Origin of the sequence: Haemophilus parainfluenzae (assembly GCF_003252795.1) — a bacterium.
Lineage (GTDB): Bacteria > Pseudomonadota > Gammaproteobacteria > Enterobacterales > Pasteurellaceae > Haemophilus_D > Haemophilus_D parainfluenzae_K.
The window spans coordinates 74,652-100,944 of sequence record NZ_QEPQ01000005.1 but is presented as its reverse complement, the minus strand read 5'-3'; the positions used below and the strand labels follow the sequence as shown (position 1 = coordinate 100,944).

22 protein-coding genes are annotated in these 26,293 nt (G+C 40.0%); 11 read left to right on the top strand and 11 right to left on the bottom strand.

Annotation, left to right across the window (positions count from 1 at the left end):
- Positions 1-27: 27 nt before the first annotated feature.
- The 4 genes from DPV81_RS08625 (at position 28) to DPV81_RS08610 (ending at position 5,181) form a co-directional block, all read left to right on the top strand.
- Positions 28-1,221 (top strand): NRAMP family divalent metal transporter, encoded by a 1,194-nt coding sequence (locus tag DPV81_RS08625; protein ID WP_111387903.1) that lies wholly within the window; start codon positions 28-30, stop codon positions 1,219-1,221.
- Positions 1,222-1,353: 132 nt separating this feature from the next.
- Positions 1,354-2,580: a cytosine permease gene (gene codB, locus DPV81_RS08620; protein ID WP_111387901.1), complete on the top strand. Its 1,227-nt coding sequence runs from the start codon at positions 1,354-1,356 to the stop codon at positions 2,578-2,580.
- A gap of 9 nt (positions 2,581-2,589) precedes the next feature.
- Positions 2,590-3,852: a cytosine deaminase gene (locus tag DPV81_RS08615; protein ID WP_111387899.1), complete on the top strand. Its 1,263-nt coding sequence runs from the start codon at positions 2,590-2,592 to the stop codon at positions 3,850-3,852.
- Positions 3,853-4,035: 183 nt separating this feature from the next.
- Positions 4,036-5,181, top strand: coding sequence for a 5-methyltetrahydropteroyltriglutamate--homocysteine S-methyltransferase (locus tag DPV81_RS08610; protein WP_111387897.1), 1,146 nt, complete (start codon positions 4,036-4,038; stop codon positions 5,179-5,181).
- A gap of 138 nt (positions 5,182-5,319) precedes the next feature.
- On the opposite strand, the gene lysS is transcribed toward DPV81_RS08610, so the two are convergent.
- The 7 genes from lysS to DPV81_RS08575 all read right to left on the bottom strand — a co-directional run bounded on the left by lysS (position 5,320) and on the right by DPV81_RS08575 (position 14,229).
- Positions 5,320-6,828: a lysine--tRNA ligase gene (gene lysS, locus DPV81_RS08605; protein ID WP_111387895.1), complete on the bottom strand. Its 1,509-nt coding sequence runs from the start codon at positions 6,826-6,828 to the stop codon at positions 5,320-5,322.
- 283 nt (positions 6,829-7,111) lie between these two features.
- Complete coding sequence (gene nrdB / locus DPV81_RS08600; protein ID WP_014065539.1) at positions 7,112-8,242, bottom strand: class Ia ribonucleoside-diphosphate reductase subunit beta; 1,131 nt, start codon at positions 8,240-8,242, stop codon at positions 7,112-7,114.
- A 94-nt stretch (positions 8,243-8,336) separates the two neighbouring features.
- Positions 8,337-10,607, bottom strand: a complete 2,271-nt coding sequence (gene nrdA / locus DPV81_RS08595) for a class 1a ribonucleoside-diphosphate reductase subunit alpha (RefSeq protein WP_111387893.1) — start codon at positions 10,605-10,607, stop codon at positions 8,337-8,339.
- A gap of 274 nt (positions 10,608-10,881) precedes the next feature.
- On the bottom strand, positions 10,882-11,463 hold the full coding sequence (gene dolP / locus DPV81_RS08590) for a division/outer membrane stress-associated lipid-binding lipoprotein (protein WP_111387891.1): 582 nt from the start codon (positions 11,461-11,463) through the stop codon (positions 10,882-10,884).
- Between the two features lie 84 nt (positions 11,464-11,547).
- Entirely contained in the window at positions 11,548-12,132 is a 585-nt protein-coding gene (locus tag DPV81_RS08585; RefSeq protein ID WP_111387889.1) for a D-sedoheptulose-7-phosphate isomerase, read from the bottom strand.
- Positions 12,133-12,144: 12 nt separating this feature from the next.
- Complete coding sequence (locus DPV81_RS08580) at positions 12,145-12,504, bottom strand: YraN family protein (RefSeq protein WP_111387887.1); 360 nt, start codon at positions 12,502-12,504, stop codon at positions 12,145-12,147.
- Positions 12,505-12,507: 3 nt separating this feature from the next.
- On the bottom strand, positions 12,508-14,229 hold the full coding sequence (locus DPV81_RS08575; RefSeq protein ID WP_049373370.1) for a penicillin-binding protein activator: 1,722 nt from the start codon (positions 14,227-14,229) through the stop codon (positions 12,508-12,510).
- A gap of 69 nt (positions 14,230-14,298) precedes the next feature.
- Here DPV81_RS08575 and rsmI point away from each other — a divergent pair, with 69 nt between their 5' ends.
- The 5 genes from rsmI to DPV81_RS08550 all read left to right on the top strand — a co-directional run bounded on the left by rsmI (position 14,299) and on the right by DPV81_RS08550 (position 20,336).
- The gene (gene rsmI / locus DPV81_RS08570; RefSeq protein WP_111387885.1) at positions 14,299-15,147 is read left to right on the top strand and encodes a 16S rRNA (cytidine(1402)-2'-O)-methyltransferase; all 849 of its coding nucleotides are present in this window, start codon (positions 14,299-14,301) and stop codon (positions 15,145-15,147) included.
- An 80-nt stretch (positions 15,148-15,227) separates the two neighbouring features.
- Positions 15,228-16,676 carry a metalloprotease TldD gene (tldD, locus tag DPV81_RS08565; RefSeq protein ID WP_111387883.1) on the top strand — a complete coding sequence of 483 codons (1,449 nt, stop codon included), beginning with the start codon at positions 15,228-15,230 and terminating at the stop codon, positions 16,674-16,676.
- Between the two features lie 307 nt (positions 16,677-16,983).
- Positions 16,984-18,525 (top strand): Re/Si-specific NAD(P)(+) transhydrogenase subunit alpha, encoded by a 1,542-nt coding sequence (gene pntA / locus DPV81_RS08560; RefSeq protein ID WP_111387881.1) that lies wholly within the window; start codon positions 16,984-16,986, stop codon positions 18,523-18,525.
- Positions 18,526-18,535: 10 nt separating this feature from the next.
- A complete protein-coding gene (gene pntB, locus DPV81_RS08555) occupies positions 18,536-19,915 on the top strand; it encodes a Re/Si-specific NAD(P)(+) transhydrogenase subunit beta (protein WP_014065528.1) in 1,380 nt (459 codons plus the stop codon).
- Positions 19,916-20,018: 103 nt separating this feature from the next.
- Positions 20,019-20,336, top strand: a complete 318-nt coding sequence (locus DPV81_RS08550; RefSeq protein WP_049384214.1) for a CdiI-like immunity protein — start codon at positions 20,019-20,021, stop codon at positions 20,334-20,336.
- Positions 20,337-20,459: 123 nt separating this feature from the next.
- Here the strand turns inward: DPV81_RS08550 and yedF are convergent, their stop codons facing one another.
- From yedF to moeA, 4 genes are all read right to left on the bottom strand, one after another.
- Positions 20,460-20,729: a sulfurtransferase-like selenium metabolism protein YedF gene (gene yedF, locus DPV81_RS08545; protein ID WP_005696304.1), complete on the bottom strand. Its 270-nt coding sequence runs from the start codon at positions 20,727-20,729 to the stop codon at positions 20,460-20,462.
- A gap of 40 nt (positions 20,730-20,769) precedes the next feature.
- Positions 20,770-21,993: a selenium metabolism membrane protein YedE/FdhT gene (gene yedE, locus DPV81_RS08540; RefSeq protein ID WP_111387879.1), complete on the bottom strand. Its 1,224-nt coding sequence runs from the start codon at positions 21,991-21,993 to the stop codon at positions 20,770-20,772.
- Between the two features lie 225 nt (positions 21,994-22,218).
- Positions 22,219-22,941, bottom strand: coding sequence for a molybdopterin-synthase adenylyltransferase MoeB (gene moeB, locus DPV81_RS08535; protein ID WP_111387877.1), 723 nt, complete (start codon positions 22,939-22,941; stop codon positions 22,219-22,221).
- On the bottom strand, positions 22,941-24,158 hold the full coding sequence (moeA, locus tag DPV81_RS08530) for a molybdopterin molybdotransferase MoeA (protein ID WP_111387875.1): 1,218 nt from the start codon (positions 24,156-24,158) through the stop codon (positions 22,941-22,943). Before moeA ends, moeB begins: the two co-directional genes overlap by 1 nt.
- Before the next feature lie 155 nt (positions 24,159-24,313).
- On the opposite strand from moeA, the gene folE reads away from it, so the two are divergent.
- Complete coding sequence (folE, locus tag DPV81_RS08525; protein WP_049375989.1) at positions 24,314-24,970, top strand: GTP cyclohydrolase I FolE; 657 nt, start codon at positions 24,314-24,316, stop codon at positions 24,968-24,970.
- 111 nt (positions 24,971-25,081) lie between these two features.
- Positions 25,082-26,257 carry a multidrug effflux MFS transporter gene (locus DPV81_RS08520; RefSeq protein WP_049368838.1) on the top strand — a complete coding sequence of 392 codons (1,176 nt, stop codon included), beginning with the start codon at positions 25,082-25,084 and terminating at the stop codon, positions 26,255-26,257.
- The last annotated feature ends 36 nt before the right edge of the window (positions 26,258-26,293 follow it).

The window sequence follows — 26,293 nt, the reverse complement described above, 5'->3', positions numbered from 1 at the left end:
ACATCAACTTAACAAGGGAGGTGCTTTATGGCATCAATCACTCACCGCCGAAATGCGGTGCTGGGGGCGGCTTTTTTAATGGCGACTTCAGCAATAGGTCCGGGCTTTTTAACTCAAACGGCAACGTTTACAAATACCTTATTAGCCAGTTTTGGCTTTGTGATTTTGCTATCGATTTTGTTAGATATTGGTGCTCAACTTAATATTTGGCGAATTGTGGTGGTATCAGGAAAACGAGCACAAGATATTTCTAATGCGGTTTTCCCTGGCGCAGGATATTTCCTTGCAGCACTTATTGTGATGGGCGGGCTCGCCTTTAACATTGGTAATGTGGGGGGCGCAGGTCTTGGTTTAAACTCGATGTTTGGTATTGCACCAGAAACAGGGGCAATCATTAGCGGTATTATTGCCATTTTGATTTTCTTGCGTAAAGAAGCGGGATTATTAATGGATCGCTTTGCCCAATTGATGGGTTTTATCATGATTGCACTCACGTTTTATGTCATGTTTAAAACGGAACCACCTGTTGTTGAGGCGGCATATCGTACCTTTATTCCTGAACAGATTGATCCGATTGCCATTGTGACATTGGTTGGTGGAACCGTTGGTGGGTATATAACCTTTGCGGGAGCCCATCGTTTATTAGACGCAGGCATTCAAGGTGAAAAAGCGATGGCTGAAGTGAGTCGCAGCTCTGTTTCGGCTATTTTGATCGCCTCAACAATGCGAATTGTGTTATTTCTTGCGGTACTGGGCATTGTGGTAAAAGGCGTTCCTCTTAACCCTAAAAACCCAGCAGAAACACCCTTTGAATATGTGGCTGGGAATTTTGGGCAAGTGTTATTTGGCGTCGTGATTTGGGCGGCTTCGATTACATCCGTTATCGGTGCGGCTTATACTTCAGTTTCCTTCCTAACCAGTCTTTGCCCAACCATTGAACGGAACCGTAATCGTTGGATTATCGCCTTTATCGTGATTTCTACGGTTGTTTTGGTGACAGTTGGAAAACCTGCAGCGGTATTAGTCTTTGTGGGAACATTGAATGGTTTAATTCTCCCAATTGCGCTCGCATTAATTCTGCTAGCCGCTTACCGAAGTGACATTGTTGGAAGCTATAAACATCCAATTTGCTTAGCTTTTGCGGGCTGGTTTGTTGTGATTATCATGGCAATATTAAGTGGAAAAACCATAATTTCTTATGTGTCCAGTTTTCTTAGCTAACGATAAAATACCCGCGAAAGTGCGGGTGTTTTTTTATCTATTTCTTGATTACACTGCTTACGCAAACGTTTGCTTTTTGGCTTTCTTAGTATTAGAATGCCTCGATTTTTTTATTCGGAAGGAGATTATTTAATGAGTTCGGAAAATTTTAGTTTAAAACCCGTTCCCCATAATGAGCGAAAAGGCGCGGTAGCGTTAACATTTGTCATGTTAGGCTTAACCTTCTTTTCAGCGAGTATGTGGACAGGGGGAACATTAGGAACATCGTTAACCTATAATGATTTCTGGCTTGCCGTTATTTTAGGCAACCTCATGTTAGGTATTTATACCTCTTTTCTCGGGTATATCGGGGCTAAAACAGGATTAACCACGCATATTTTAGCGCGCTATTCCTTTGGTATTCGAGGTTCATGGTTGCCCTCTTTATTACTTGGTGGCACTCAAGTTGGTTGGTTTGGTGTTGGCGTGGCGATGTTTGCAATCCCAGTGAATAAAGTAACGGGTATTGATGTCAATTATTTAATTCTTGGCTCAGGTTTATTGATGACGATTACAGTCTTCTTTGGTATTTCAGCGCTGACGATTCTTTCCACTATTGCCGTGCCAGCCATTGCCGTATTAGGTTCTTACTCAGTTTATCTTGCTGTGACTAATGCCGGTGGCTTAGAAGTATTGGAACATATTGTGCCAAAAGAAAGCATTTCTCTCTCAATGGCGATTACATTAGTTGTAGGGTCCTTTATTAGTGCAGGCTCATTAACTGCCGATTTTGTTCGATTTGGTCGAAAAGCAAAGCAAGCAATCATTATTAGTATGATTGCTTTCTTTTTAGGTAACTCATTAATGTTTATTTTTGGTGCGGCAGGCGCGGCAGTGACTGGAATGGCAGATATTTCTGATGTGATGGTTGCTCAAGGCCTTATTATTCCAGCCATTATTGTACTCGGCTTAAATATTTGGACGACAAATGATAATGCGCTTTATGCTTCTGGTTTAGGTTTTGCGAATATTACGGGATTAAGTAGCCGCACTTTATCCGTCGTCAATGGTATTATCGGAACTTTATGTGCTTTGTGGTTATATAATAATTTCGTCGGCTGGCTGACTTTCTTATCTTCGGCCATTCCTCCTGTAGGTGGTGTTATTATTGCTGATTATATTTTACGTCGTAAAGCCTATGAGAATTTTGAACAAGCTAAATTCTTAAATATAAATTGGACTGCTATCGTTGCAGTTATTGTTGGTGTAGCTTGTGGTAAATTACTACCTGGCATTATTCCTGTGAATGCGGTGATTGGTGGGGCAGTTACCTATTTGGTTTTAACACCATTACTCGGTAAAAAATTAGCGATGAAATAAGGAAAAAGGATGTTAGTTAAAAATGTACACATTCATAATCGAGAAGGGTTATGGCAGATTTTAATTGAAGAAGGAAAAATTAGTCGAATTTTTTCTCAAGATGAGGTTTTTAATTATTCAGGTGAGATACTCGATGGTGAAGAGGGTATTGTTTATCCTCCATTTGTAGAACCTCATATTCATTTAGATGCGACACAAACTGCTGGGCAACCTAATTGGAATCAATCAGGTACCTTATTTGAAGGGATTGAACGTTGGGCCGAGCGTAAATCATTGTTAAGCCATGAAGATGTAAAATCTCGCGCATGGAAGACATTAAAATGGCAGATTGCAAATGGGGTTCAGTATGTCCGTACTCATGTTGATGTCTCTGATCCAACATTAACTGCGCTAAAAGCCATGCTTGAAGTCAAAAAAGAAATCGCCCCTTGGGTGGATTTACAGATTGTGGCATTTCCACAAGAAGGTATTTTGTCTTATCCAAATGGCGAGAAACTATTAGATCAGGCTATGGAGATGGGCGCTGATGTTGTTGGCGGTATCCCTCATTTTGAATTTACCCGTGAATATGGTGTGGAATCAATGCATATCGCTTTTGATATTGCTCGCAAGTACAACAAGCAGATTGATATTCACTGTGATGAAATTGATGATGAACAATCTCGTTTTGTTGAAACGGTCGCGGCATTAGCCTTGAAATATGACATGGGGGAAAAGGTGACAGCAAGCCATACAACGGCAATGCACTCATATAATAATGCTTATGCGTCACGCCTTTTCCGATTACTAAAAATGTCAAAAATTCATTTTGTGGCAAATCCATTAGTGAATATTCATCTTCAAGGACGTTTTGATACCTATCCAAAACGTCGTGGTGTAACACGAGTAAAAGAGATGCTCAAAAATAACATCAATGTCTGTTTTGGCCATGATGACGTGTTTGATCCTTGGTATCCACTCGGTACAGCGAATATGCTGCAGGTATTACACATGGGATTACATGTTTGCCAATTAATGGGATATGGTCAAATTAATGATGGTTTGAAATTAGTCACTGAAAATAGTGCGAAAGCATTAGGTTTAACGGATTATGGAATCCAAGAAGGTAACAGTGCAAACTTTATTGTATTGCCAGCAGAAAATGGTTTTGATGCTGTACGCCGTCAAGTTCCTACACGTTATTCTATTCGTCACGGTAAGGTGATTTCTGAAACACAGTTGGCGAAAACTACCATCCATTTATCCGATAGTGAACAAGTAAACTATCGTTAATTACTGAAAATGCGGTCAAAATTTAAGAGAAATTTGAACCGCACTTTTTCTTTTTTATATCAATTTTATTCATATAAAATGACAATAAAATTCACATCCATCTAGACGTCTAAATCTTTAATGAGGACGTTAATTTTGTTACACTCAATCTGTCTTAGAATGAATTAAATATAGGAAAGCAAAATGAGTAAACTTTTTCCCAATGCCACTATTCGTACTTCTGCGCCATATCGTTTTGATATTGTAGGCAGCTTTTTACGTCCGGACGCTTTAAAACAGGCTCGCCATCAATGTAGTTGTGGTGATATTTCTTGTGCTGATTTAACACAAGTTGAAGATGCAGAAATTGCAAAATTGGTAGAGCATCAAAAAAATGTCGGATTGCATGCAGTGACCGACGGTGAATTTCGTCGCACGTTTTGGCATTTAGATTTCTTAGCCGCATTAGATGGTGTGAAAGAAGTGGATGCGGAGAAATTCTCAGTGCAATTTAAACACGATAATGTACGTCCAAAAACGTTAAAAATTGTGGATAAAGTTGGTTTTTCAGAGAGCCATCCTTTCGTTGAACATTACCGCTCATTACAAAAAATAGCAGGGGAGACTGAAGTCAAATTAACGATTCCTTCTCCGTCTATGCTTCATTTAATTTGTACAGTACGTGCTACAGATTATCAGCCGATTGAACGTTATAAAGATAACAATCAGTTGTTATTAGATGATATTGCTGATGCTTATATTGATGCGATGAATATCTTCTATAAATTAGGCTGCCGCAACTTACAGTTGGATGATACCAGTTGGGGCGAGTTCTGTGCGGAAGATAAACGTAAAACCTATACTGAACGTGGTTTAGATTTAGATCAAATTGCTAAAGATTATGTGTATATGTTAAACAAAATTGTGGCAGCGAAACCAGCTGATTTAGCGATTACAATGCATATTTGTCGTGGTAATTTCCGTTCAACTTGGTTCTCTGCTGGTGGTTATGAGCCTATCGCAGAAACCTTATTTGGCCACTGTAATGTGGATGGTTTCTTCTTAGAGTACGACAGTGATCGTGCGGGAGATTTTAAACCTTTACGCTTTATTAAAAATCAACAAGTAGTGTTAGGATTAATCACCTCTAAATCAGGCGAGTTAGAAAACCGTGATGAAATTATTGCTCGTATTAAAGAAGCGGCACAATATGTGGATATCAATCAACTTTGCTTAAGTCCACAATGTGGTTTTGCTTCAACGGAAGAGGGTAATATCTTGACGGAAGAACAACAATGGAAGAAACTCGAATTTATCCGTAGTATCGTGGAAGAAGTTTGGGGTAAATAATTTCAAATTGGAATGTAAAAGAGATAATCGTTAAGATGGTTATCTCTTTTTTTCATGAAAGTGCGGTAAAAAATGACCGCACTTTTAAACAATAAAAAAGGAAGTCAATAGACTTCCTTTTATGTTATTTCAATTTAATTATTTTTGACGCATTGCAGGGAAGAGGATCACATCACGGATAGATGGCGCGTTAGCATAAAGCATTGCTAAGCGGTCAATACCTAAACCTTCACCTGCTGTTGGTGGTAAACCGTGTTCAAGTGCCACAACGAAGTCATCATCTTTAAACATCGCTTCATCATCACCCGCTTCTTTCGCTGCAACTTGTGCATCAAAACGTTCGTTTTGGTCTTCGGCATCGTTCAATTCTGAGAAGCCGTTACCAATTTCACGTCCACCGATGAATAATTCAAAACGATCAGTCACTTCTGGGTTTTCATCATTACGACGTGCAAGTGGTGAAATTTCTGCTGGATGCGCCATTAAGAAGGTTGGTTGAATTAAGTGATGTTCAGCCACTTCTTCAAAGATCGCATTTACGATAGAGCCTAAGCCCCAAGATTTTTGTACTTCGATACCTAAGCGTTCAGCGGTTGCTTTTGCACGATCGAAATCATAAAGATCTTCTTTTACGATACCTTTATCTGCACCGTATTTAATGGTTGCATCATGTAATGTGATACGCTCAAATGGTTTGCCAAAGTCAAATTCTAAATCACCGTATTTCACAATGGTTGTACCAAGAATATCCATCGCGAGTTTGCGTAATAATTCTTCGGTGTTATCCATTAAATCATGATAATCGGCATAAGCTTGGTAGTATTCAAGCATGGTAAATTCTGGGTTGTGACGGACAGAAACCCCTTCATTACGGAAGTTACGGTTTAATTCGAAGACACGTTCAAAACCACCAACCACTAAACGTTTTAAGTAAAGTTCTGGTGCAATACGAAGATACATATCAACGTCTAATGCATTGTGATGAGTGATAAATGGACGAGCAGATGCACCACCAGGAATTACTTGTAGCATTGGGGTTTCAACTTCCATGAAACCTTTAGAAATAAAGAATTCACGAATACCCGCCACCACTTTTGAGCGAATCACAAAAGTACGACGAGATTCTTCATTAGAAATTAAATCTAAGTAACGTTGGCGATAACGGGCTTCCATGTCTGTTAAACCATGGAATTTGTTTGGTAACGGACGAAGCGCTTTGGTTAAAAGTTGAACTTCAGTGGTTTTGATGGTTAATTCATTGGTTTTGGTTTTGAAAAGTGTACCTTTCACCCCAATGATATCGCCTAAATCCCAGTTACCTACATCTTCAGCATAAACACCTTCAGGAAGGTTATCACGAGCAACATATAATTGGATTTTGCCGCTCATATCTTGCAAGGTAATAAAGGTAGCTTTACCCATTGCACGACGGGTCATAATACGACCTGCAACAGCAACCTCAATGGCTTTTTCTTTTAATACTTCACCATCTTCGGCCTCGTACTTATCATGTAAATCTTGAGCAAGGGCGTCACGACGGAATTGATTCGGGAACGCATTACCTTTTTTACGTAATGCGGCTAATTTTTCACGGCGAACGAGCATTTCGCCATTGAGATCTAATTCTTTCACTTCTTGTTCTGACATATCCTTTACCTCGCTAGTTTGTAATTAGAATGTGATTTATTGAAAATAAACAGGTTTCTTCTATTCTACCCATAGCATGGTTTTTTGTTAAGCCTTTTTTAATGAAGTCATCTGTTTTATGAGGAAAGTGTTAGCGATAAAGGTAGGAAAGCTAAATTATGCTATTTTTTTAACCAAAACGTTTATCACCATGTCTTGATATTCATGCAAACAAAAGAGCGGTCAATTTTCCAAAGGTTTTAAACTCAGAAAATATTGACCGCTCTTTGTATCGCGTGATTAATTAAAGATCGAAATCACCGAAATCATTGGTATCGACTTTAGAGTCAATTTGACCAACAAGGTAAGAACTCACTTCCACTTCTTGTGGTGCCACTTGTACGTTGTCAGAAACAAGCCATGCATTAATCCATGGAATTGGGTTAGAACGTGCACCAAATGGCAATGGAAGACCAACGGCTTGCATACGGATATTGGTGATATATTCCACGTATTGCACCAAAATGTCTTTGTTCAAACCAATCATTGACCCATCTTTGAACAAGTAATCCGCCCATTCTTTTTCTTGTTCTGCTGCCGCTAAGAATAAATCGTAGGCTTCTTGTTTACATTCTTCCGCAATTTCTGCCATTTCAGGATCGTCTTGACCTGCAGCCATAATGTTTAAAATGTGCTGTGTACCGGTTAAGTGTAAGGCTTCATCACGTGCGATAAATTTAATGATTTTCGCATTACCTTCCATTAATTGACGCTCTGCAAAAGCAAACGAACAAGCGAAAGATACGTAGAAACGAATTGCTTCAAGTGCGTTCACACTCATCAAGCAAAGATAAAGTTGTTTTTTTAGATTACGTAATGTCACCACACATTCTTTACCATCTACCGTGTAAGTGCCTTCACCATATAGACTGTAAAGTTGGCTATCACGAATTAAATCATCGTAGTAAGAAGAAATATCACGCGCACGTTTGATGATTTCTTCGTTCGTCACGATATCATCAAATACGATAGATGGATCGTTCACAATGTTACGAATAATGTGGGTGTAAGAACGAGAGTGGATGGTTTCAGAGAAGGTCCAAGTCTCAATCCAAGTTTCTAATTCAGGAATCGACACTAACGGTAATAATGCCACGTTCGGGCTACGGCCTTGAATAGAATCTAATAAGGTTTGATATTTTAAGTTACTGATGAAAATATGTTTTTCATGCTCAGGTAACGCGGCATAGTCGATACGGTCTTGCGACACATCTACTTCTTCCGGACGCCAGAAGAAAGAAAGTTGTTTTTCAATGAGCTTTTCAAACGTCTCATATTTTTGTTGATCATAACGTGCAACGTTAACATTTTGACCAAAGAACATTGGTTCTTTTAATTGGTCATTTTTAGTTTGTGAGAAAGTAGTATATGCCATGTTATATCCTTACTTATAGCGGGCTTTTACCCACTTAATGATTGATTGCCTAAAATATCAAAAGGCGGACTTGTAAACAAGCCCACCTAAATGATTAAATCTTACAAGCACCGCCTGCACAGCCATCATCTAAATCTTCTTGGCTGTCTTCAGCACCATCACGGGTGTTTTGATAGTAAAGGGTTTTTAAGCCATATTTGTAAGCGGTTAAAAGATCTTTTAACAACACTTTCATTGGCACTTTACCGTCTTCAAAACGTTTCGGATCGTAGTTTGTATTTGCAGAGATCGCTTGGTCTACGAATTTTTGCATAATGCCCACTAAGTGTAAGTAACCGTCATTGCTTGGAATATCCCAAAGTAACTCGTAGTTATCACTTAAGTTTTCATAATCCGGTACAACTTGTCTTAAGATACCATCTTTTGATGCTTTAATACTTACATGACCACGTGGCGGCTCGATACCATTTGTTGCGTTAGAAATCTGTGAAGAGGTTTCTGACGGCATTAATGCGGTTAAGGTTGAGTTACGTAAACCGAATTCTTTGATTTCTTGACGTAACGTTTCCCAATCATAATGCAATGGTTCTTGCGTTAAGTTATCAATATCTTTCTTGTACGTATCGATTGGTAAAATACCTTTCGCGTAATTGGTTTCATTGAAGTATTCACATGCACCCAATTCTTTCGCTAAGTTCATGGAGGCTTTCAATAGATAGTATTGAATTGCTTCAAATGTACGGTGAGTTAAATCGTTCGCTGAACCATCAGAATAACGCACGCCATTTTTCGCTAAGTAATACGCATAGTTAATCACACCGATACCAAGTGAACGACGACCTAATGAAGAACGTTTCGCCGCAGGAACAGGGTAGTCTTGGTAATCTAGTAATGCATCTAATGCACGTACTGCAAGATCCGCTAAGTTATCTAACTCATCTAAATCATCTAATTTACCCAAGTTGAACGCTGAAAGTGTACAAAGGGCAATCTCACCATTTTCATCATGGAAATGTTGTAATGGTTTAGTTGGCAATGCAATTTCTAAACATAAGTTAGATTGACGCACTGGTGCAACAAGCGGATCAAACGGTGAGTGAGTATTACAGTGATCCACGTTTTGGATATAAATACGGCCAGTTGATGCACGTTCTTGCATTAATAAAGAGAATAACTCAACGGCTTTGACAGAACGTTTGCGGATGTTTGGATCCTGTTCGTATTTCACGTAAAGTTCTTCAAATTTATCTTGATCAGCAAAGAAGGCTTCATAAAGCCCTGGTACGTCTGAAGGGCTGAATAAAGTAATATCTGCGCCTTTAATTAAGCGTTGATACATTAATTTGTTTAACTGTACACCGTAGTCCATGTGACGAACACGGTTATCTTCCACACCACGGTTATTTTTCAATACTAATAAGCTTTCAACTTCTAAGTGCCAAATCGGGTAGTAAACTGTCGCTGCACCACCACGTACGCCACCTTGAGAACAAGATTTGACGGCACTTTGGAAGTGTTTATAGAATGGAATACAGCCGGTGTGGAATGCTTCACCACCACGAATAGGGCTACCTAACGCACGAATTGCACCAGCATTCACCCCGATACCTGCACGTTGTGAAACGTATTTTACGATTGCTGCAGAGGTAGCGTTGATAGAGTCTAAGCTGTCACCACATTCAATCAATACACAAGAGCTGAATTGACGCGTAGGCGTACGAACCCCCGCCATGATAGGCGTAGGTAAAGAAATTTTGAAGGTTGATGTCGCATCATAGAAACGACGAATGTAATCCAAACGGGTTTCTTGCGGATATTTTGAGAATAAGCTCGCTGCAACTAATAAATAAAGGAATTGTGCAGATTCATAAATCTCACCGGTTACACGGTTTTGAACTAAGTATTTTCCTTCTAATTGTTTTACTGCGGCATAAGAAAAGGTCATATCACGCCAGTGATCAATAAACCCATCCATTTCATCCCATTCTTCACGAGTATAGTCGGCTAAAAGGGCAGGATCATATTTGCCCATGCGCACTAATTTCTTTACATGATCGTATAAACGAGGTGGATCAAAATGGCCATACGCTTTTTTACGTAAATGAAAAACGGCAAGGCGTGCAGCAAGATATTGATAATCAGGGGTATCTTTGCTGATTAGGTCTGCTGCTGCTTTAATAATCGTTTCGTGAATATCAGACGTGCGAATGCCTTCATAAAATTGAATATGAGAACGCAATTCAACTTGAGAAACTGAGACGTTTTCCAAGCCTTCAGCCGCCCAAGTAATCACACGGTGAATTTTGTCTAAATTGATTTGTTCAAGCGTACCATCGCGCTTTGTAACCATTAATCCTTTGTTCATGGGAGATAAACCTACTAGAGAAATGAATTTAATAAAACACAAGATATAGTGTTGTGGAAAATAACGGTGCACAAGATAGAGTGTTTTAAAATTGAATTCAAGCAGTAAATTTTTTACTTACATTATTGACAAAAGATAAGTCATTTAAAATAAATGACTTATCTTTCAAGTGATGTTTTTTTAGGCAGGATCTTTTTTGTAAATCTTTGTAAAGAAAAAAGTGCGGTCAAAAACGAGATAATTTTTGACCGCACTTTAAAGTTTAAAAATTTAATTAATTCAAGTATTTAAATACTTTGACGACTTTTTGAACACCGGTAACTTTACTTGCAATTTCTGCCGCTGAGTCACCTTGTGATTGAGTGACGTTTCCGAGTAAGAATACTTCACCATTTTCGGTGATCACTTTCACATCTGTTGCTTTTACATTATCGCCAACGAAAAGTTTCGATTTAATTTGTGTGGTAATCCAGCTGTCTTTGGTAATTTGACCAAAGTTAATTTTATTGCCCACACGTAATTCGTTATAGATGTCATTCACACCGTCCACGCCTTTTGCAAGACTGGTCGCGGTTTCTTTTACGCTTTCACTCGGCACTTGGCCAATCAATAATACACGGCCACTATAAGAAACAGCATGTACACGACCTTCTGATTTAATTTGTGCATCTTTATCTAATGCATTTTCAACTTTTACTTCTAACGTTTCATCATCGACTTGCGTACCCATTGTGCGAGGATCCGTTGCAACTTTAGCACCGGCAGCCGCGCCACCAAGTACAGCAGCCACACAGCCTTGTAACATAATAGATGCACCAAGTACGAAGGCGAGTTTTTTTAATGGGGTTAATTTCATCATTAATCTCCTTTTTATAAATGAGTGAGTTAACTAATTAGTCAATTAATTTTAGAAATAGTTTGGTTGGAAAAGCCTTTAATGTCAAGCTCTTGGAAAAAGCGTGCTATCAACAAGCTCACACAGTGCATTAATAACGAATAAATGATTTTCCAAAATGCGTGCTTCTTTCGTCGTGGGAATAGAGATTTCTAAATCTGTTTCAGCTAACACACCTTGAATCGCATCATTGTTTGCACCAGTTAAGGCAATGACCTGAATTTCTTTGTTGACGGCATTCGCAATCGTATTCAGCACCGCTTTTTCTGTACCAAGCGGCGCAAAGGCAATCAATAAATCGCCGGGTTTAGCAATAGCGTTAAATTGATGTTGATAAAGCTGATCGATAGGTTGATCAAAAACTAGTGAAGAACCGACCGCACTTTCAAGGCTAAGATGTACGGATGGCAGGCTAGGGCGTTCAAAATCATAACGATTAAGCAAATTTGACACTAAGAATTGCGCATTCGCGTAAGAGCGAGCAACACCACAGGCAATCACTTTATGACCACTTAACAAACATTGCATCACCATTTGTGTGGCGGTGGCAATGTTTTCTGATAATAGGCTAGAAGCAGAGATTTGAATCTGAATACTTTCGCTATAAATATCTTTAACTTTTTGTAACATAATCGGAAAAGGTTAATCGAGAAAATTAGGAATCCATTGGATATCACTGGCGGTTTTTCCAAAGGCGATAAGATCAAAACGACAATCCGCATCTTCAAGGCTTAGGTTACGTTTGGCAAGCCATAAATTTGCGGCATTTAGCCATTTTTGTTGCTTTTGCCAATCCACGCTTTCAACGGCGGATCCGAATGCTGAGCTGGATCGTTGACGAACTTCAACAAATACAATAGTTTGCCCGTCTTGCATAACGAGATCTAATTCACCGCATTTGAAATGTTGATTCGCCGCGATGAATTTAAGCCCCTTAGCCTCTAAGAAAAGGCGGGCTTGATGTTCAAAGCCCGCCCCTTGTTGACGTTTTAATGAAAACATGGATTAGTTCGCAACCGCTACCACGTTACCATCTTGTACTTGATACCATGTCATATCGCGATCCACATCACAGTTTGAATCCGCGCTAAGCTGACCGGTTAAACCGCTTAAGGTATAACCCGGTACTTGGCGTAATTCATTAAAGTGATTGATGAGCAACCATGCATCAGAACCCATTGCATATAAACGCATTAATTGGAATTCACCACCGGTTGAGCCAGCCACTTTTTGATATTGTGAAGAATCGCTTTGTTTAAAGAATGGAATATCACTAAATTGAACGCCATTCATTTTCGCATAGTATTCTGGTGTATTACTTGCCGCGTTAGAACGAGAGCTTGCATAAATGCGTACATTCGGATTGCTGGTATCTAAATAACCTTTAATTTCAGCCAATTCATCTGGTGAAGAGATGACATAAAGTGCACTTGTATCTTGCGGCGCACCTTGGAAGAAGTAGGTAATATCAGCCGGTAAGTTGTAGTAGCGAATATTCGCATCTGTACCCGCTAAACGTTGCCAACGTACGTTGAAAGCATTACCAACACGTTGTCCTAAATCATTTTGTGGCATTGCCACAATTGGATTGCGAATGCCATCTTTCCACATTTTGTTCGCCGCAGACTCTGCTTCATCTTCTGGAGATAAACCGTAATAACAGACTTGGTTAATTGCTTGAGTATTTGCTGTTGCATTTAATGTGAGCACATCCATGCCTTGTACTGCACTTGGATTCGCAATGATGGCATCGACATTTTGTTTCAGTAATGGACCCACTAACGCTTTAATACCCGATGCTTTTGCTTGTGCAATAATGTCATTAATCGGGGTGGTAGATGAGTCAAACACTTGTACTGGAATGGTTGAGTCACCTTTTGCATCATTGAAACCTGATTGAATCGTTGTACCTAAAATTTGGCCATCGCCGCTTAAAGGTAAGACTAAACCAATTTGAGCTAAATTCGTTTGTTGGAAATTCAACAAGCTTTCTAGCTCTTTAGGGAAAAAGGTTGCCGCAACGTGGTTTGGATAAGCGGATTTCCAACTTTGTAACGCTTGGCTTAATTGTACTGGCTGACGGATGTTGTCGTTATAAGCTTTAATCAAGGTGAGCCAACCGCCTAATGCTACGCTACCTTCATCGGAGGCATTATTGATAACAGCAGTATTCGCAGAACGGAGTAACGACCAAGTTTTATCAACATTATCTTTACGACGCTGCATGTCTGTTAAGTTTTCATCCATTTTGATACGCGCTTTCACCGCTTCAATCACGTCTTTACGATTTTCAGCTGTTTGAGCAAAGGTTTCGTAATAACGAGATTTTTGTGATGGACTTAATTTAGTCAGATCGAGTGCACGTAATTTACCTTCAGCAACATCATTATTGCCTTTTGCTGCGGCGATGCGTGCTTCAATTAACGTGCGATCTAATTGTTGTGCTTCGTTTAAGTCAACTAACTCCGTTAATAACTCTTCCGCTTGAGGTACTTTATTTTCAGAAATTAATACACGAGCAGCTAAGAGTTTGTATGTTTGTTGATCTTCTTTATCCTGTGTTTGCCCTAATTTGTTCATATAAAATTCAGAACTCGCATTGGCATCACGTTGTAATGTTTGGGTAAAGCTGCTACCAAATAAGTTAGAACAACCTGCTAATGCAACAGACAATAAAATCGGCATTAAACGTTTTTTAAAACGACCGCCTTGTAATAGAATAGACATATTCGCTCCATAATGAATAAATCAATAATGGGCGATCTTACTTATCTCACAATGTAAAAGCAAACAAAAATGAATGATTTAACCGGAATTTTATATATTGTCGCTACGCCAATCGGGAATTTACAGGATATTACACAACGTGCTTTAGAGACCTTTTCACAAGTGGATTTAATTGCCGCGGAAGACACACGCCACAGTGGTTTATTGCTCAGTCATTATGGTATCAAAAAGCCTTTTTTCGCCTTACATGATCACAATGAACAAGAAAAAGCTCATGTGTTGGTCGAAAAGCTAAAACAAGGTACGAATATTGCATTAATTTCAGATGCGGGAACCCCCTTAATTAGCGATCCGGGGTTTCATTTAGTCCGTCAATGTCGTGAGGCTGGCATTAAAGTGGTGCCGTTACCAGGTGCTTGTGCCGCGATTACTGCATTATGCGCATCGGGTATTGCATCAGACCGTTTTTGTTTTGAAGGCTTTTTACCTGCCAAAACCAAGGCGCGTAAAGATAAGTTAGAAAATATTGCGGAAGAAGACCGCACTTTAATCTTCTATGAATCAACCCACCGCATTTTAGATACCCTTGCTGATATGCAAGATGTATTAGGTGGCGAACGCTATGTAGTACTTGCCCGTGAAATTACGAAAACATGGGAAACCATTGCAGGGGATAAATTAAGCGATCTTCGTCAATGGTTAAGTGAAGATCCGAATCGCACAAAAGGTGAAATGGTATTAATTGTAGAAGGCAAACCCAAATCAGAAGATATCGACGAATTTGCACCACAAGCAATTAAAGCGCTCACTTTGATCGCCAAAGAATTACCCTTAAAAAAAGCGGCTGCGATTGTGGCAGAACTTTATGGTTATAAGAAAAATGCCTTATACCAATTTGGATTGGATAATTTAGATTAGTCAAAAACTATCCCCCTCTTTAGCAAAGAGGGGCGAGGGGAGATTTGGCAGAATTAAATTTTATAAATGTCGGAGAACAAATGTTAAAACAGGTTTCAGATACCTTACTTGCACCAAGCAATTTATCTCATCAATCATTGCTTAATATTTTTGATGTGATGTCACATCGTCATATTGATTATGCAGATCTTTATTTTCAATTAAGCCAAGATGAAAGCTGGGTATTAGAAGATAGTATTATTAAAGAAGGTGGCTTTCATATTGATCGCGGTGTCGGTGTACGCGCAGTTTCTGGTGAGAAAACAGGCTTTGCGTATTCTGACCAAATCAACTTAGCCTCATTACAACAATGTGCAGAGGCCGTAAAAGGTATCGCACAAATTAAAGAAGGCAATTTAATTTCACCTCAAGCATTTAATACGGTGAATGCGGTTCAGCGTTATGCAGTGATTAACCCGTTAGAAAGTTTAAGTAAAGAGAAAAAGATCGAGTTATTACACTTAGTGGATCGAACCGCTCGAGCTGAAGATCCTCGTGTTACACATGTCTCTGCAGCATTAAGTTCGATTTATGAAGAAGTGTTAGTGGTTGCAACAGATGGCACACTTGCTGCAGATATTCGTCCGCTTGTGCGTTTATCCATTTCGGTTCTTGTTGAAGAAGATGGTAAACGTGAGCGGGGCAGTTGTGGTTCAGGTGGTCGCTTTGCCTTAGATTGGTTCTTTGATGTAGTAAATGGGGATATTCGTGCCGTTAATTTTGCAAAAGAAGCCGTTCGTCAAGCCCTTGTGAATTTAAGTGCGGTCGCAGCACCGGCAGGATTAATGCCAGTGGTATTAGGGGCAGGTTGGCCGGGCGTATTGCTTCATGAAGCGGTGGGACACGGTTTAGAAGGGGATTTCAACCGTAAAGAAAGTTCCCTATTTACGGGTAAAATTGGTGAGTTAGTGACGTCGCCATTATGTACGATTGTGGATGATGGCACATTACAAAATCGCCGAGGTTCTTTAACCATTGATGATGAAGGGGTGCCAAGCCAGTATAACGTTTTAATCAAAGGCGGGATTTTGCAAGGCTACATGCAAGATAAACTCAATGCACGATTAATGGGCGTGAAACCGACAGGAAATGGTCGTCGTGAATCTTATGCGCATTTACCAATGCCGCGAATGACGAATACCTATATGTTGGCAGGTCAAAGTAAATTTGATGATTTAATCGCTTCTGTGGATCGCGGTATTTATGCACCTCACTTTGGTGGTGGGCAAGTGGATATCACCTCAGGTAAATTTGTGTTCTCGACATCTGAAGCTTATCTTATTGAAAAAGGCAAAATCACCAAACCTGTTAAAGGCGCGACATTAATTGGCAGCGGTATCGATGTGATGCAAAAAGTTTCTATGGTCGCCGATGAAACAGACTTAGATCTTGGTATCGGTGTATGCGGCAAAGATGGCCAAAGTGTACCGGTCGGTGTTGGGCAACCCGCCTTGAAAATTGATGAAATCACCGTTGGTGGAACAAATTAAGCATGTAGCCCGATAAATCATATCGGGCTTTTTTGTTCCTTTTATTTAAGTGCGGTCAGTTTTTCCGTTATTTTAATTCATCGCTTTCTCAGGAATAATCATTGGGTTAAGTGAGCAATTCTGCATACGATATTTTCATATCCACACTTTTGTGATCCCTATCACAATATCTTGTAAAACCAGTTAAAAAATTTCCCCAAACAATCGCAATAAGTGATACATTTACCGTCGTATGACTTTTTGTCATTTAAGAGACAGGGACAGGCGTGAGTTTGTCTGAAATTTCATCAACCAGAGGGAAACATTTATGTTAATTGGTGTACCTAGAGAACTGCTTGAGAGCGAAAATCGTGTGGCGGCGACGCCAAAAACGGTTCAGCAGATCTTAAAACTGGGCTTTGACGTCATCGTAGAACACAATGCGGGATTCAAAGCGAGTTTTGAAGACCAAGCATTTATCGACGCCGGCGCTAAAATTGGCTCAAGTTCAGAAGTGTGGCATTCGGATATAATTTTTAAAGTGAATCCACCAACGGATGCAGAAATTGATCAAATGAAGGAAGGTGCAACACTTGTGAGCTTCATTTGGCGCGCACAAAATCCGGATTTAATGAAAAAACTTACGTCGAAAAAAATTAATGTATTAGCGATGGATTCAGTGCCGCGTATTTCCCGTGCGCAAGCGCTTGATGCATTAAGCTCTATGGCGAATATTTCTGGTTATCGTGCGGTGATTGAAGCGGCTCATGAATTTGGTAGTTTCTTCACTGGACAAATTACCGCAGCAGGTAAAGTACCACCGGCAAAAGTGTTAGTGATTGGTGCGGGTGTAGCGGGTCTTGCTGCGATTGGTGCTGCGAATAGCCTTGGTGCGATTGTACGTGCTTTTGACTCTCGTCCAGAAGTAAAAGAACAAGTACAAAGTATGGGCGCGTCTTTCTTAGAAATTGATTTCAAAGAAGAAGGCGGTAGTGGCGATGGTTACGCAAAAGTAATGTCAGAAGAATTTAACCGTCGTGCGATGGAGCTTTATGCGGAACAAGCCAAAGAAGTGGATATCATTATTACCACTGCGGCGATTCCAGGCAAACCAGCTCCACGCTTAATCACAAAAGAAATGGTTGATTCCATGAAACCAGGTTCTGTGGTGGTGGACTTAGCGGCTGCAACAGGCGGTAACTGTGCTTACACTGAAGCAGGTAAAGTCGTCACCACTGAAAACCAAGTGAAAATCATTGGTTACACCGATTTCCCAAGTCGTTTACCAACACAATCTTCCCAACTTTACGGTACAAACTTAGTTAATTTATTAAAACTACTTTGTAAAGAAAAAAACGGCAAGATCAATATCGATTTTGACGATGTGGTATTACGTGGTGTGACTGTAGTACTTGATGGGGAAGAAATTCCACCAGCGCAAATCCAAGTATCAGCACAACCAAAACAAGAAGCGAAAGCGGCACAAAGTGCGGTTAAAAAAGAGGAAGAAAAACCAGCAGATCCTCGCATCAAATACGGTGTGATGGCAGGTGTAGGTGTGTTATTCCTCTGGCTTGCATCTGTGGCGCCAGCAGCATTCCTTTCTCACTTCACCGTATTCGTATTGGCTTGTGTAGTTGGTTACTACGTGGTTTGGAACGTCAGCCACGCTTTACACACCCCACTTATGGCGGTAACCAATGCGATTTCAGGTATCATCATTGTGGGTGCATTACTGCAAATTAGACAGCCAACAGGCAACTTCTTTATTGATGCATTAGCCTTTGTGGCAATCTTGGTGGCAAGCATCAACATCTTTGGTGGTTTCCGTGTAACTCAACGTATGTTGGCGATGTTTAGAAAAGGTTAAGGAGAAGACGATGTCTGAAGGTTTAGTACAAGCAGCCTATATTATCGCTGCATTACTTTTCATTATGAGCTTAGCCGGTCTTTCTAAACATGAAACGGCAAAAGCTGGTTGTTGGTATGGTATTGTCGGTATGACAATTGCTCTTGTTGCAACCATTTTCGGCCCGCAATCTGAAGGCACATTATGGATCATCATTGCGATGATCATCGGTGGCGTGATTGGTGTTCAACGTGCATTAAAAGTTGAAATGACTGAAATGCCTGAACTCGTTGCGATCCTTCACAGCTTTGTAGGTTTAGCAGCTGTGCTCGTAGGCTTTAACAGCTACGGCTTAACACACGAAACCGATCCTGTGTTAATGAATATCCATAACGTTGAAGTATTCTTAGGGATCTTCATCGGTGCGGTAACATTCACGGGTTCTATCGTCGCATTCGGTAAATTAAGCGGCAAAATCAATTCAAAAGCATTAATGTTGCCACATCGCCATAAATTAAATTTAGCGGCATTAGTGGTTTCTGCTTTCTTGATGGTGGCATTCTTAAACAACCCAGATAATATCTTCCCAGTGTTACTCATGACCGCAATTGCTCTTGCATTCGGCTGGCACTTAGTGGCATCTATCGGTGGTGCGGATATGCCGGTTGTGGTTTCAATGCTTAACTCTTATTCTGGTTGGGCAGCGGCTGCAGCAGGTTTCATGCTAAGCAATGACTTGCTTATCGTCACCGGTGCATTAGTGGGTTCTTCTGGTGCGATTCTTTCTTACATTATGTGTAAAGCGATGAACCGCTCATTTATCAGCGTTATCGCAGGTGGTTTTGGTAATGATGTTCAAGTATCTTCTGATGAAGAACAAGGTGAACACCGTGAAACAACCGCAGAAGAAGTGGCTGAATTACTTAAAAATGCAAGCTCTGTAATCATCACACCAGGATATGGTATGGCGGTAGCACAGGCGCAATATCCAGTGGCTGAAATTACGGCGAAATTGCGTGAGCGTGGCATTAACGTGCGTTTTGGTATTCACCCTGTTGCAGGTCGTTTACCGGGTCATATGAACGTACTTTTAGCGGAAGCAAAAGTGCCTTATGACATCGTGCTTGAAATGGATGAGATCAATGATGATTTCGCAGATACCGATGTGGTATTGGTTATCGGTGCAAACGACACCGTAAACCCAGCGGCAATGGAAGATCCAAACAGCCCAATCGCAGGTATGCCAGTGTTAGAAGTATGGAAAGCACAAAACGTTATCGTATTCAAACGCTCTATGGCGGTAGGTTACGCGGGCGTTCAAAACCCATTATTCTTCAAAGAAAACACCCAAATGCTCTTTGGTGATGCAAAAGAACGTGTTGATGACATTCTTACTGCATTAAACAAATAAGCAAAAAACTGAAGTAAAACTGACCGCACTTTGAGAGATTAAAGTGCGGTTTTTAGTGTTATGACCAGAGTATAAAAATCTTAATAATAGTGTAAGAAATGATATGAGTATGAAACATGATGTTTTAATTGAATTATTAGATGTTTTTTCTAATTCTAGGATTCAGATTGATAGAATTTTATTTGAATATGAGGAAGAGATTCAAAAATTCATAATTGAAGTAAGAAATACCCAAGATAGTAGTCCAATTTATAGCTTATTCAAGATTCAAAATGATTTATCGCTATTGGTATATAAATATAATTACCCATTAAGTAATTTTTTATATAACTTCATTTATGAGTTTGATAGACAAGATGATGAGAGTGTGACGTATCTTGTAGATAAAATAGTTAATAATGAAGGCTTTTTAATAGATTGACTAATCAGTTTAAAAGTAAAATCACTTAGCTTAAAAATTAATTATTAAGATGTGTTTGTATTTAACATACCATACCAAAATTTTATAAAAAAAGTGCGGTCAAAATTGACCGCACTTTTTACATTAACGTTGAATCAAATAACGTAATTTAGTGCCATCTTGTTCTACGCTTAATAGTGTGTAACCGTGGTTTTTAGTATCAACAGGAATGTTGTTGATAGATTGGGCACAGTCACTTAATAGTTCTAAAATTTCGCCTTTTTGTAATTGCGGCATGGTTTCGAGCATCACGATCGCCGGATACGGGCAAGGTTCACCTAACGTATCTAACGTGTAATCTGGGGTGATGTCTTTTGGATCTTTATCTAATTTTTGAACAACGGTAAATGCCATAATAATGTCCTCTTTTTTGAATGAATTCGTTAATATTTAATTAGCAGCCACAAGCTTGTGGATTCGCTGCCGCAATTTTTGCTTTGGCTTTTTTCAAGAAGTGGCGTTCCCACCAAACGACAGCGATTAAGCAGAGAATAAGCAAGCCGTAATTCACTAATAAACCGCCAACAGGGCCAAAGGATTTCAATAAGTTAAGTTTTTCGTAATCTAACGCAAGCACAGGGGCAAGATCGTCCCATGCGTAGGCTAAATAGGTTGAACCAACAACGTTACCCACACCTACCCACATAAAGTGAACTTGGCCTTCCATTGAGCGATACATCCAACCGGTTTCACATCCGCCGGCTAATACAATACCGAAGCCAAATAATAAACCACCGATAATTGCATTTGGACCCGCCCACATGATTTTGGCAGGTACGCCTAATTGAATGTAGCTAAATACGCCAAGCGTACCCACGATAATACCGAAGATGATGGCTTTTGCCATATAAGCACGGCCCGTTACCCATAAATCACGGAAGGCAGAGGTAAAGCAGATTTGAGCACGTTCAATTAATAAGCCGAAAGCTAACCCACAAAGCATCGCAAAACCCAGTTTGACGGAGTTTGTCATCACATAAAGTGAAGCAATCAGGTAAGCAAAAAAGACCACCATACCAATCCAAAAACGACGACTTGCTTGTTTCGGATCCGTTTCTTGTAATTTTGCTGCGCCTTTTTTCAATTCTAATTTCACGCGGAATATCGGAAGTAAGGTGACTTTTACGCCTGCGTAAGTACCTACAGCAGTGGCAATAGTGAAGAACCAAGCGTGAACAGAAAATTGTGGAATACCGGTGAAGAGAGAGGCGAGGTTACAGCCCATTGCTAAACGTGCACCAAAACCGGCTAATGCACCACCAATGAGGGCTTGAACAATACGACGTTTGTGTGGTTGATTACGCCATTTTACGTTGTTTGCCCAAAGTGCAGCCGAAATGCAACCCGCGAACATACCTAAAATCATCACGCCATCAATACGGGTGAAGATCGTACCTTGCATGCCGATAATTTTATAGTAGCTCCAGTCGGACACATCGACACCTAGCGCTTGCAAAGCATGACCGCCCCAACGAGTAAATTCCCCCGTAACCGCCCAATAAGTGCCAGTTACCCCAAAGTAATAAGCTGAAATAAGCCCCGCAGCAATAACTGCCGCGACAGGATTCCAGTATTTGATCAGATAATTTTGTTTGAATTGTTGCAAAATCTCTTTCATGAGAGAGTTAATCCTTAAACTAATGAAATGATGATTTGCAAGTACGGTATAAAATGAAGAGATTTTTGAAGTGTCTACCATTTTCCTATACACAAAACTTGCGATATAAGACAAATGAATTGTCGAACAAGATAATAGCATTTGTTTTTGAGCAATGCACGAGGGGAAGGATAATTATTTGTGGGTAATTTTGAGAGAAGGACAGACTTGTGGTCTGCCCAACTATTAGACGGGTAATTTCATTTCTCGGATACGCATGGTTAATCCATCGATAAACAACAAGCGTCCACATAAATTTGAACCGATTTTTAACCGTACTTTGATAGCTTCTAAGGCTTGAATGGAGCCAACAACACCCACAATTGGCGCTAGTACGCCCGCTTCTACACAACTTAAAACATTTTGCCCAAAGAGCTGGCTAAGCTGGCGATAGGTTGGGGTATTGGGTTCATAAGTAAAGACGGATACTTGTCCTTCTAAACGGATTGCCGCACCTGAAATTAGCGGGATCTTCGCTTTCTCACAACCACGATCGAGCGCATTACGAATATCCACGTTATCGGTACAATCTAATATCACATCAAAGTGCGGTATGATTTCCGCGAGTTTTTCTTCGGAAAGTTGTGCATTGATGGTTTCAATTTCGACATGAGGATTAATCTGTTGTAACGCAATTTTTGCCGATTCCACTTTAGGCATATTTAATCGGCTATCGGTATGTAATACCTGACGTTGCAAATTAGAAAGCGATACGGTGTCAAAATCCAATAAAGTTAAATGACCCACGCCAGCTGCTGCAAGATATTGACTTGCCGCACAGCCTAAACCACCCAGACCGACAATTAACATTCGGCTGTCTTTCAGCTTTTCTTGTCCGTCAAAATCAACCGCTTTTAAGATGATTTGGCGGTTATAACGCAGTTCTTCTTCGTAGCTTAATTCAGCCATTATTGCCCCAATAGGTGATTAAACGGTTCAATGGTGACGATTTCGCCCGCAGCGACATTGCCGCGATCTTTTTCGAGGCGAATAAAACAGTTACTTTTCACAAAAGAACTGAATAAATGTGAACCTTGGAAACCCACTGGTTGCACTTCAAGTTGACCATTTTCATTAATTTGATAGAAACCACGTTGGAAATCTAAACGTCCTGGTGATTTTTTCAAATTGGTTTGGGCAATCGCTTGGAAGTGCGGTTGTTTTTTCGGGTGTTTTTTACCGCTTAATTTGGCAATAGCCGGTTGAACCAATTGATAGAATGTCACTAATGCAGAAACCGGATTGCCAGGTAAACCGCAGAACCAAGCATTTTCTAATTTACCAAATGCAAATGGTTTGCCGGGTTTCATCGCAATTTTCCAGAAATTCACCTGACCGACTTTTTCTAACACAGTTTTCGTGAAGTCAGCTTCACCCACCGAAACGCCACCGCTTGTGATAACCAGATCAGCTTGAGCTTGTGCTTTCACAAAAGCGGCTTCAAATTCTGCTTGGTTATCCGGTAGAATACCGAAATCGAGTACATCACAATTTAATTTTTCTAGCATTAATTTCACGGTGAAACGGTTGGTATCGTAAATTTGTCCTGCTTGTAACGGTTGACCGACAGGGACTAATTCGTCACCGGTTGAAAGCACGGCCACTTTTAATCGTGGGTAAGCTTTAACTTCAGCGATGCCTAATGAAGCAAGTAAAGGTAAAGATACGGCATTTAACTCATCGCCTTGATGTAATACCACATCACCTTTTTTTACATCTTCACCAATACGGCGAATATTCTGATTGGCTTTAGGTAAGGCAGAAAAGGTAACTGTACCATCTTCATTGACGGTGACCTCTTCTTGCATAACCACCGCATCGGCACCTTCAGGAATCATTGCACCCGTCATAATTCTGACCGCACTTTGTGCTCCCCATTCCCCTTGAAACGGATTACCCGCAAAGGATTTTCCCGCAACAGAAAGCGTCATGGATTGCTGTAAATCGGCTAAACGAACTGCATAACCATCCATCGCAGAGTTATCAAAAGATGGTACGTTAATCGGAGAAATCACATCTTCCGCACAGACACGATCAGCGGCTTCAGTTAAAGCCAGTGTTTCAGTTTTTGTAGGGAAGGGAAGTTGGTGGAGCATTTGCGCCAAGGCATCTTCAAGTGGCAACATAATCAATCCTTTGGGTTGAGCGAAATAAAAGTGGATATATTGTAGCCCGAAATACAATATGAAGGAAATTAATAAATTAGGGTGATTTTTCGCATTTTACGAATAATTCATCTTTTGCTAAAATGCCGCATTATTTTTTTATAAATGGAAAGTGAATGAACGCGATTTCACCTGATGCGGAAAATGTCCGCCGAGCCTTGGTAGCCAAAGGCATCGAAACCCCAATGATTGATCCGACTCAATGTAAAGATGAGCGCCGTGAGGCGATAGCTTCGCATATGCGTGAAGTGATGAAATTGATTGGGTTAGATCTACGTGATGATAGCCTAGAAGAAACACCAAATCGCTTAGCCAAAATGTTTATTGATGAAATTTTCAGTGGAATGGATTATGCCAATTTCCCGAAAATGACAAAAATCAAAAACCAAATGAAAGTGAGCGAAATGGTGCAAGTGAATGACATCACCTTAACCAGTACTTGCGAACACCATTTTGTGACAATTGATGGCAATGTTGCTGTGGCATATTATCCCAAAGATTGGGTGATTGGCTTGTCTAAAATCAATCGCATTGTGGCGTTTTTTGCGCAGCGTCCGCAAGTGCAAGAGCGTTTAACCGAACAGCTTTTAACGGCATTTCAAACCATTTTAGAAACCGATGATGTGGCAGTTTATGTGAAAGCGACACATTTCTGTGTGAAAGCTCGCGGGGTAAAAGATACCCACAGTTATACTGTGACATCAGCCTATGGCGGGGTCTTTTTAGAAGATCGCGAAACTCGCAAAGAATTTTTATCTTCTATTCAGAAGTAATGAGCAAAAGCACCGAATAATCGGTGCTTTTTTGTTTATTAATTGTACGGATATAGGTTAAAATCTGCCCTTTCATTTTTATTTCGATTTTTATTTTTCTTGAGGATTTTCATGGCGAAAGCAAATTCAAAACTTTTTCTTGTTTTATTACTCGGCGTCCTTTCTGCATTTGGACCATTTGTAGTGGATCTTTATTTACCTTCACTGCCACAACTCGCGAGCTTTTTTGAAACGAATGCCTCAATGACACAGCTTACGCTTACCACAGCCATGATTGGTTTAGCGCTAGGACAGTTACTTCTTGGGCCACTCAGTGATAAATTTGGTCGAAAAAAACCGCTTATTATTTCATTAGTCATTTATATCATCAGTACGGTTTTAATTGTGTTTTCACCAAATATTGAAACGATGATTGTTTTGCGTGTGATTCAAGGACTTTCTTCGGCAGGAAGTGTTGTTATTTCTCGTGCGGTTGCAACGGATCTTTATCGTGGGCGTGAAATGACACGTTTCTTTGGTTTATTAATGACAATTAATGGACTCGCGCCAATTATTTCACCAATCCTTGGTAGTTTATTGTTGGAATACATCAGTTGGAAAGGTGTATTTGTTTTCCTTGCATTGATTGGTGTGATTGTTTTGATTTTCAGCTTCCGTCTAAAAGAAAGCTTAAGTGTCGAAAATCGCTTACAAGGTTCAATATTTTCCACCTTTTTGACTTTTGGTGTGATTATCAAAAATCGCTTATTTATGAGCTATGTAGGAATTCAAAGTTTCTTGCTTGGTTCCATGTTTGCCTATATTGCGGCTTCGCCATTTATTTTCCAAAGCTTCTATGGGTTGAGTGCATTTATCTTTAGTTTATGTTTTGGTGCAAATGGGGCAGCGTTAGTCATTGGAGCAAATATTGGCGGTAAATTGCCAAATCGTCAGGCTTTAGCTATTGGTGTTTTTGCTTTTGTGGTTGCTGCACTTTATACCATTGCGGTATTGATTATTCAGCCTTACTGGTTATTTATTGAAATCGGTTTCTTTGCAATGTTGTTATTAATGGGTATTACTTTCCCAGCTATTTCTTCTTTAGCCATGGAAAGTGAGCGCCAATATGCAGGCAGTGCATCCGCTTTGTTAGGTTTTGCACCTTTCTTTTTAGGTGGTGTAGTATCTCCGTTAGTGGGTATCGGCAATATTTTCTATTCAACATCCTTCGTTATTCTAATCTGTGCCTTACTTGCTTTGAGTATCTATTGGATGATTCGCCATAAAATCCCAACTTCAGCAGAGTAGTTGAAAAGTGCGGTCATTTTTGACGGTGTTTTAAAA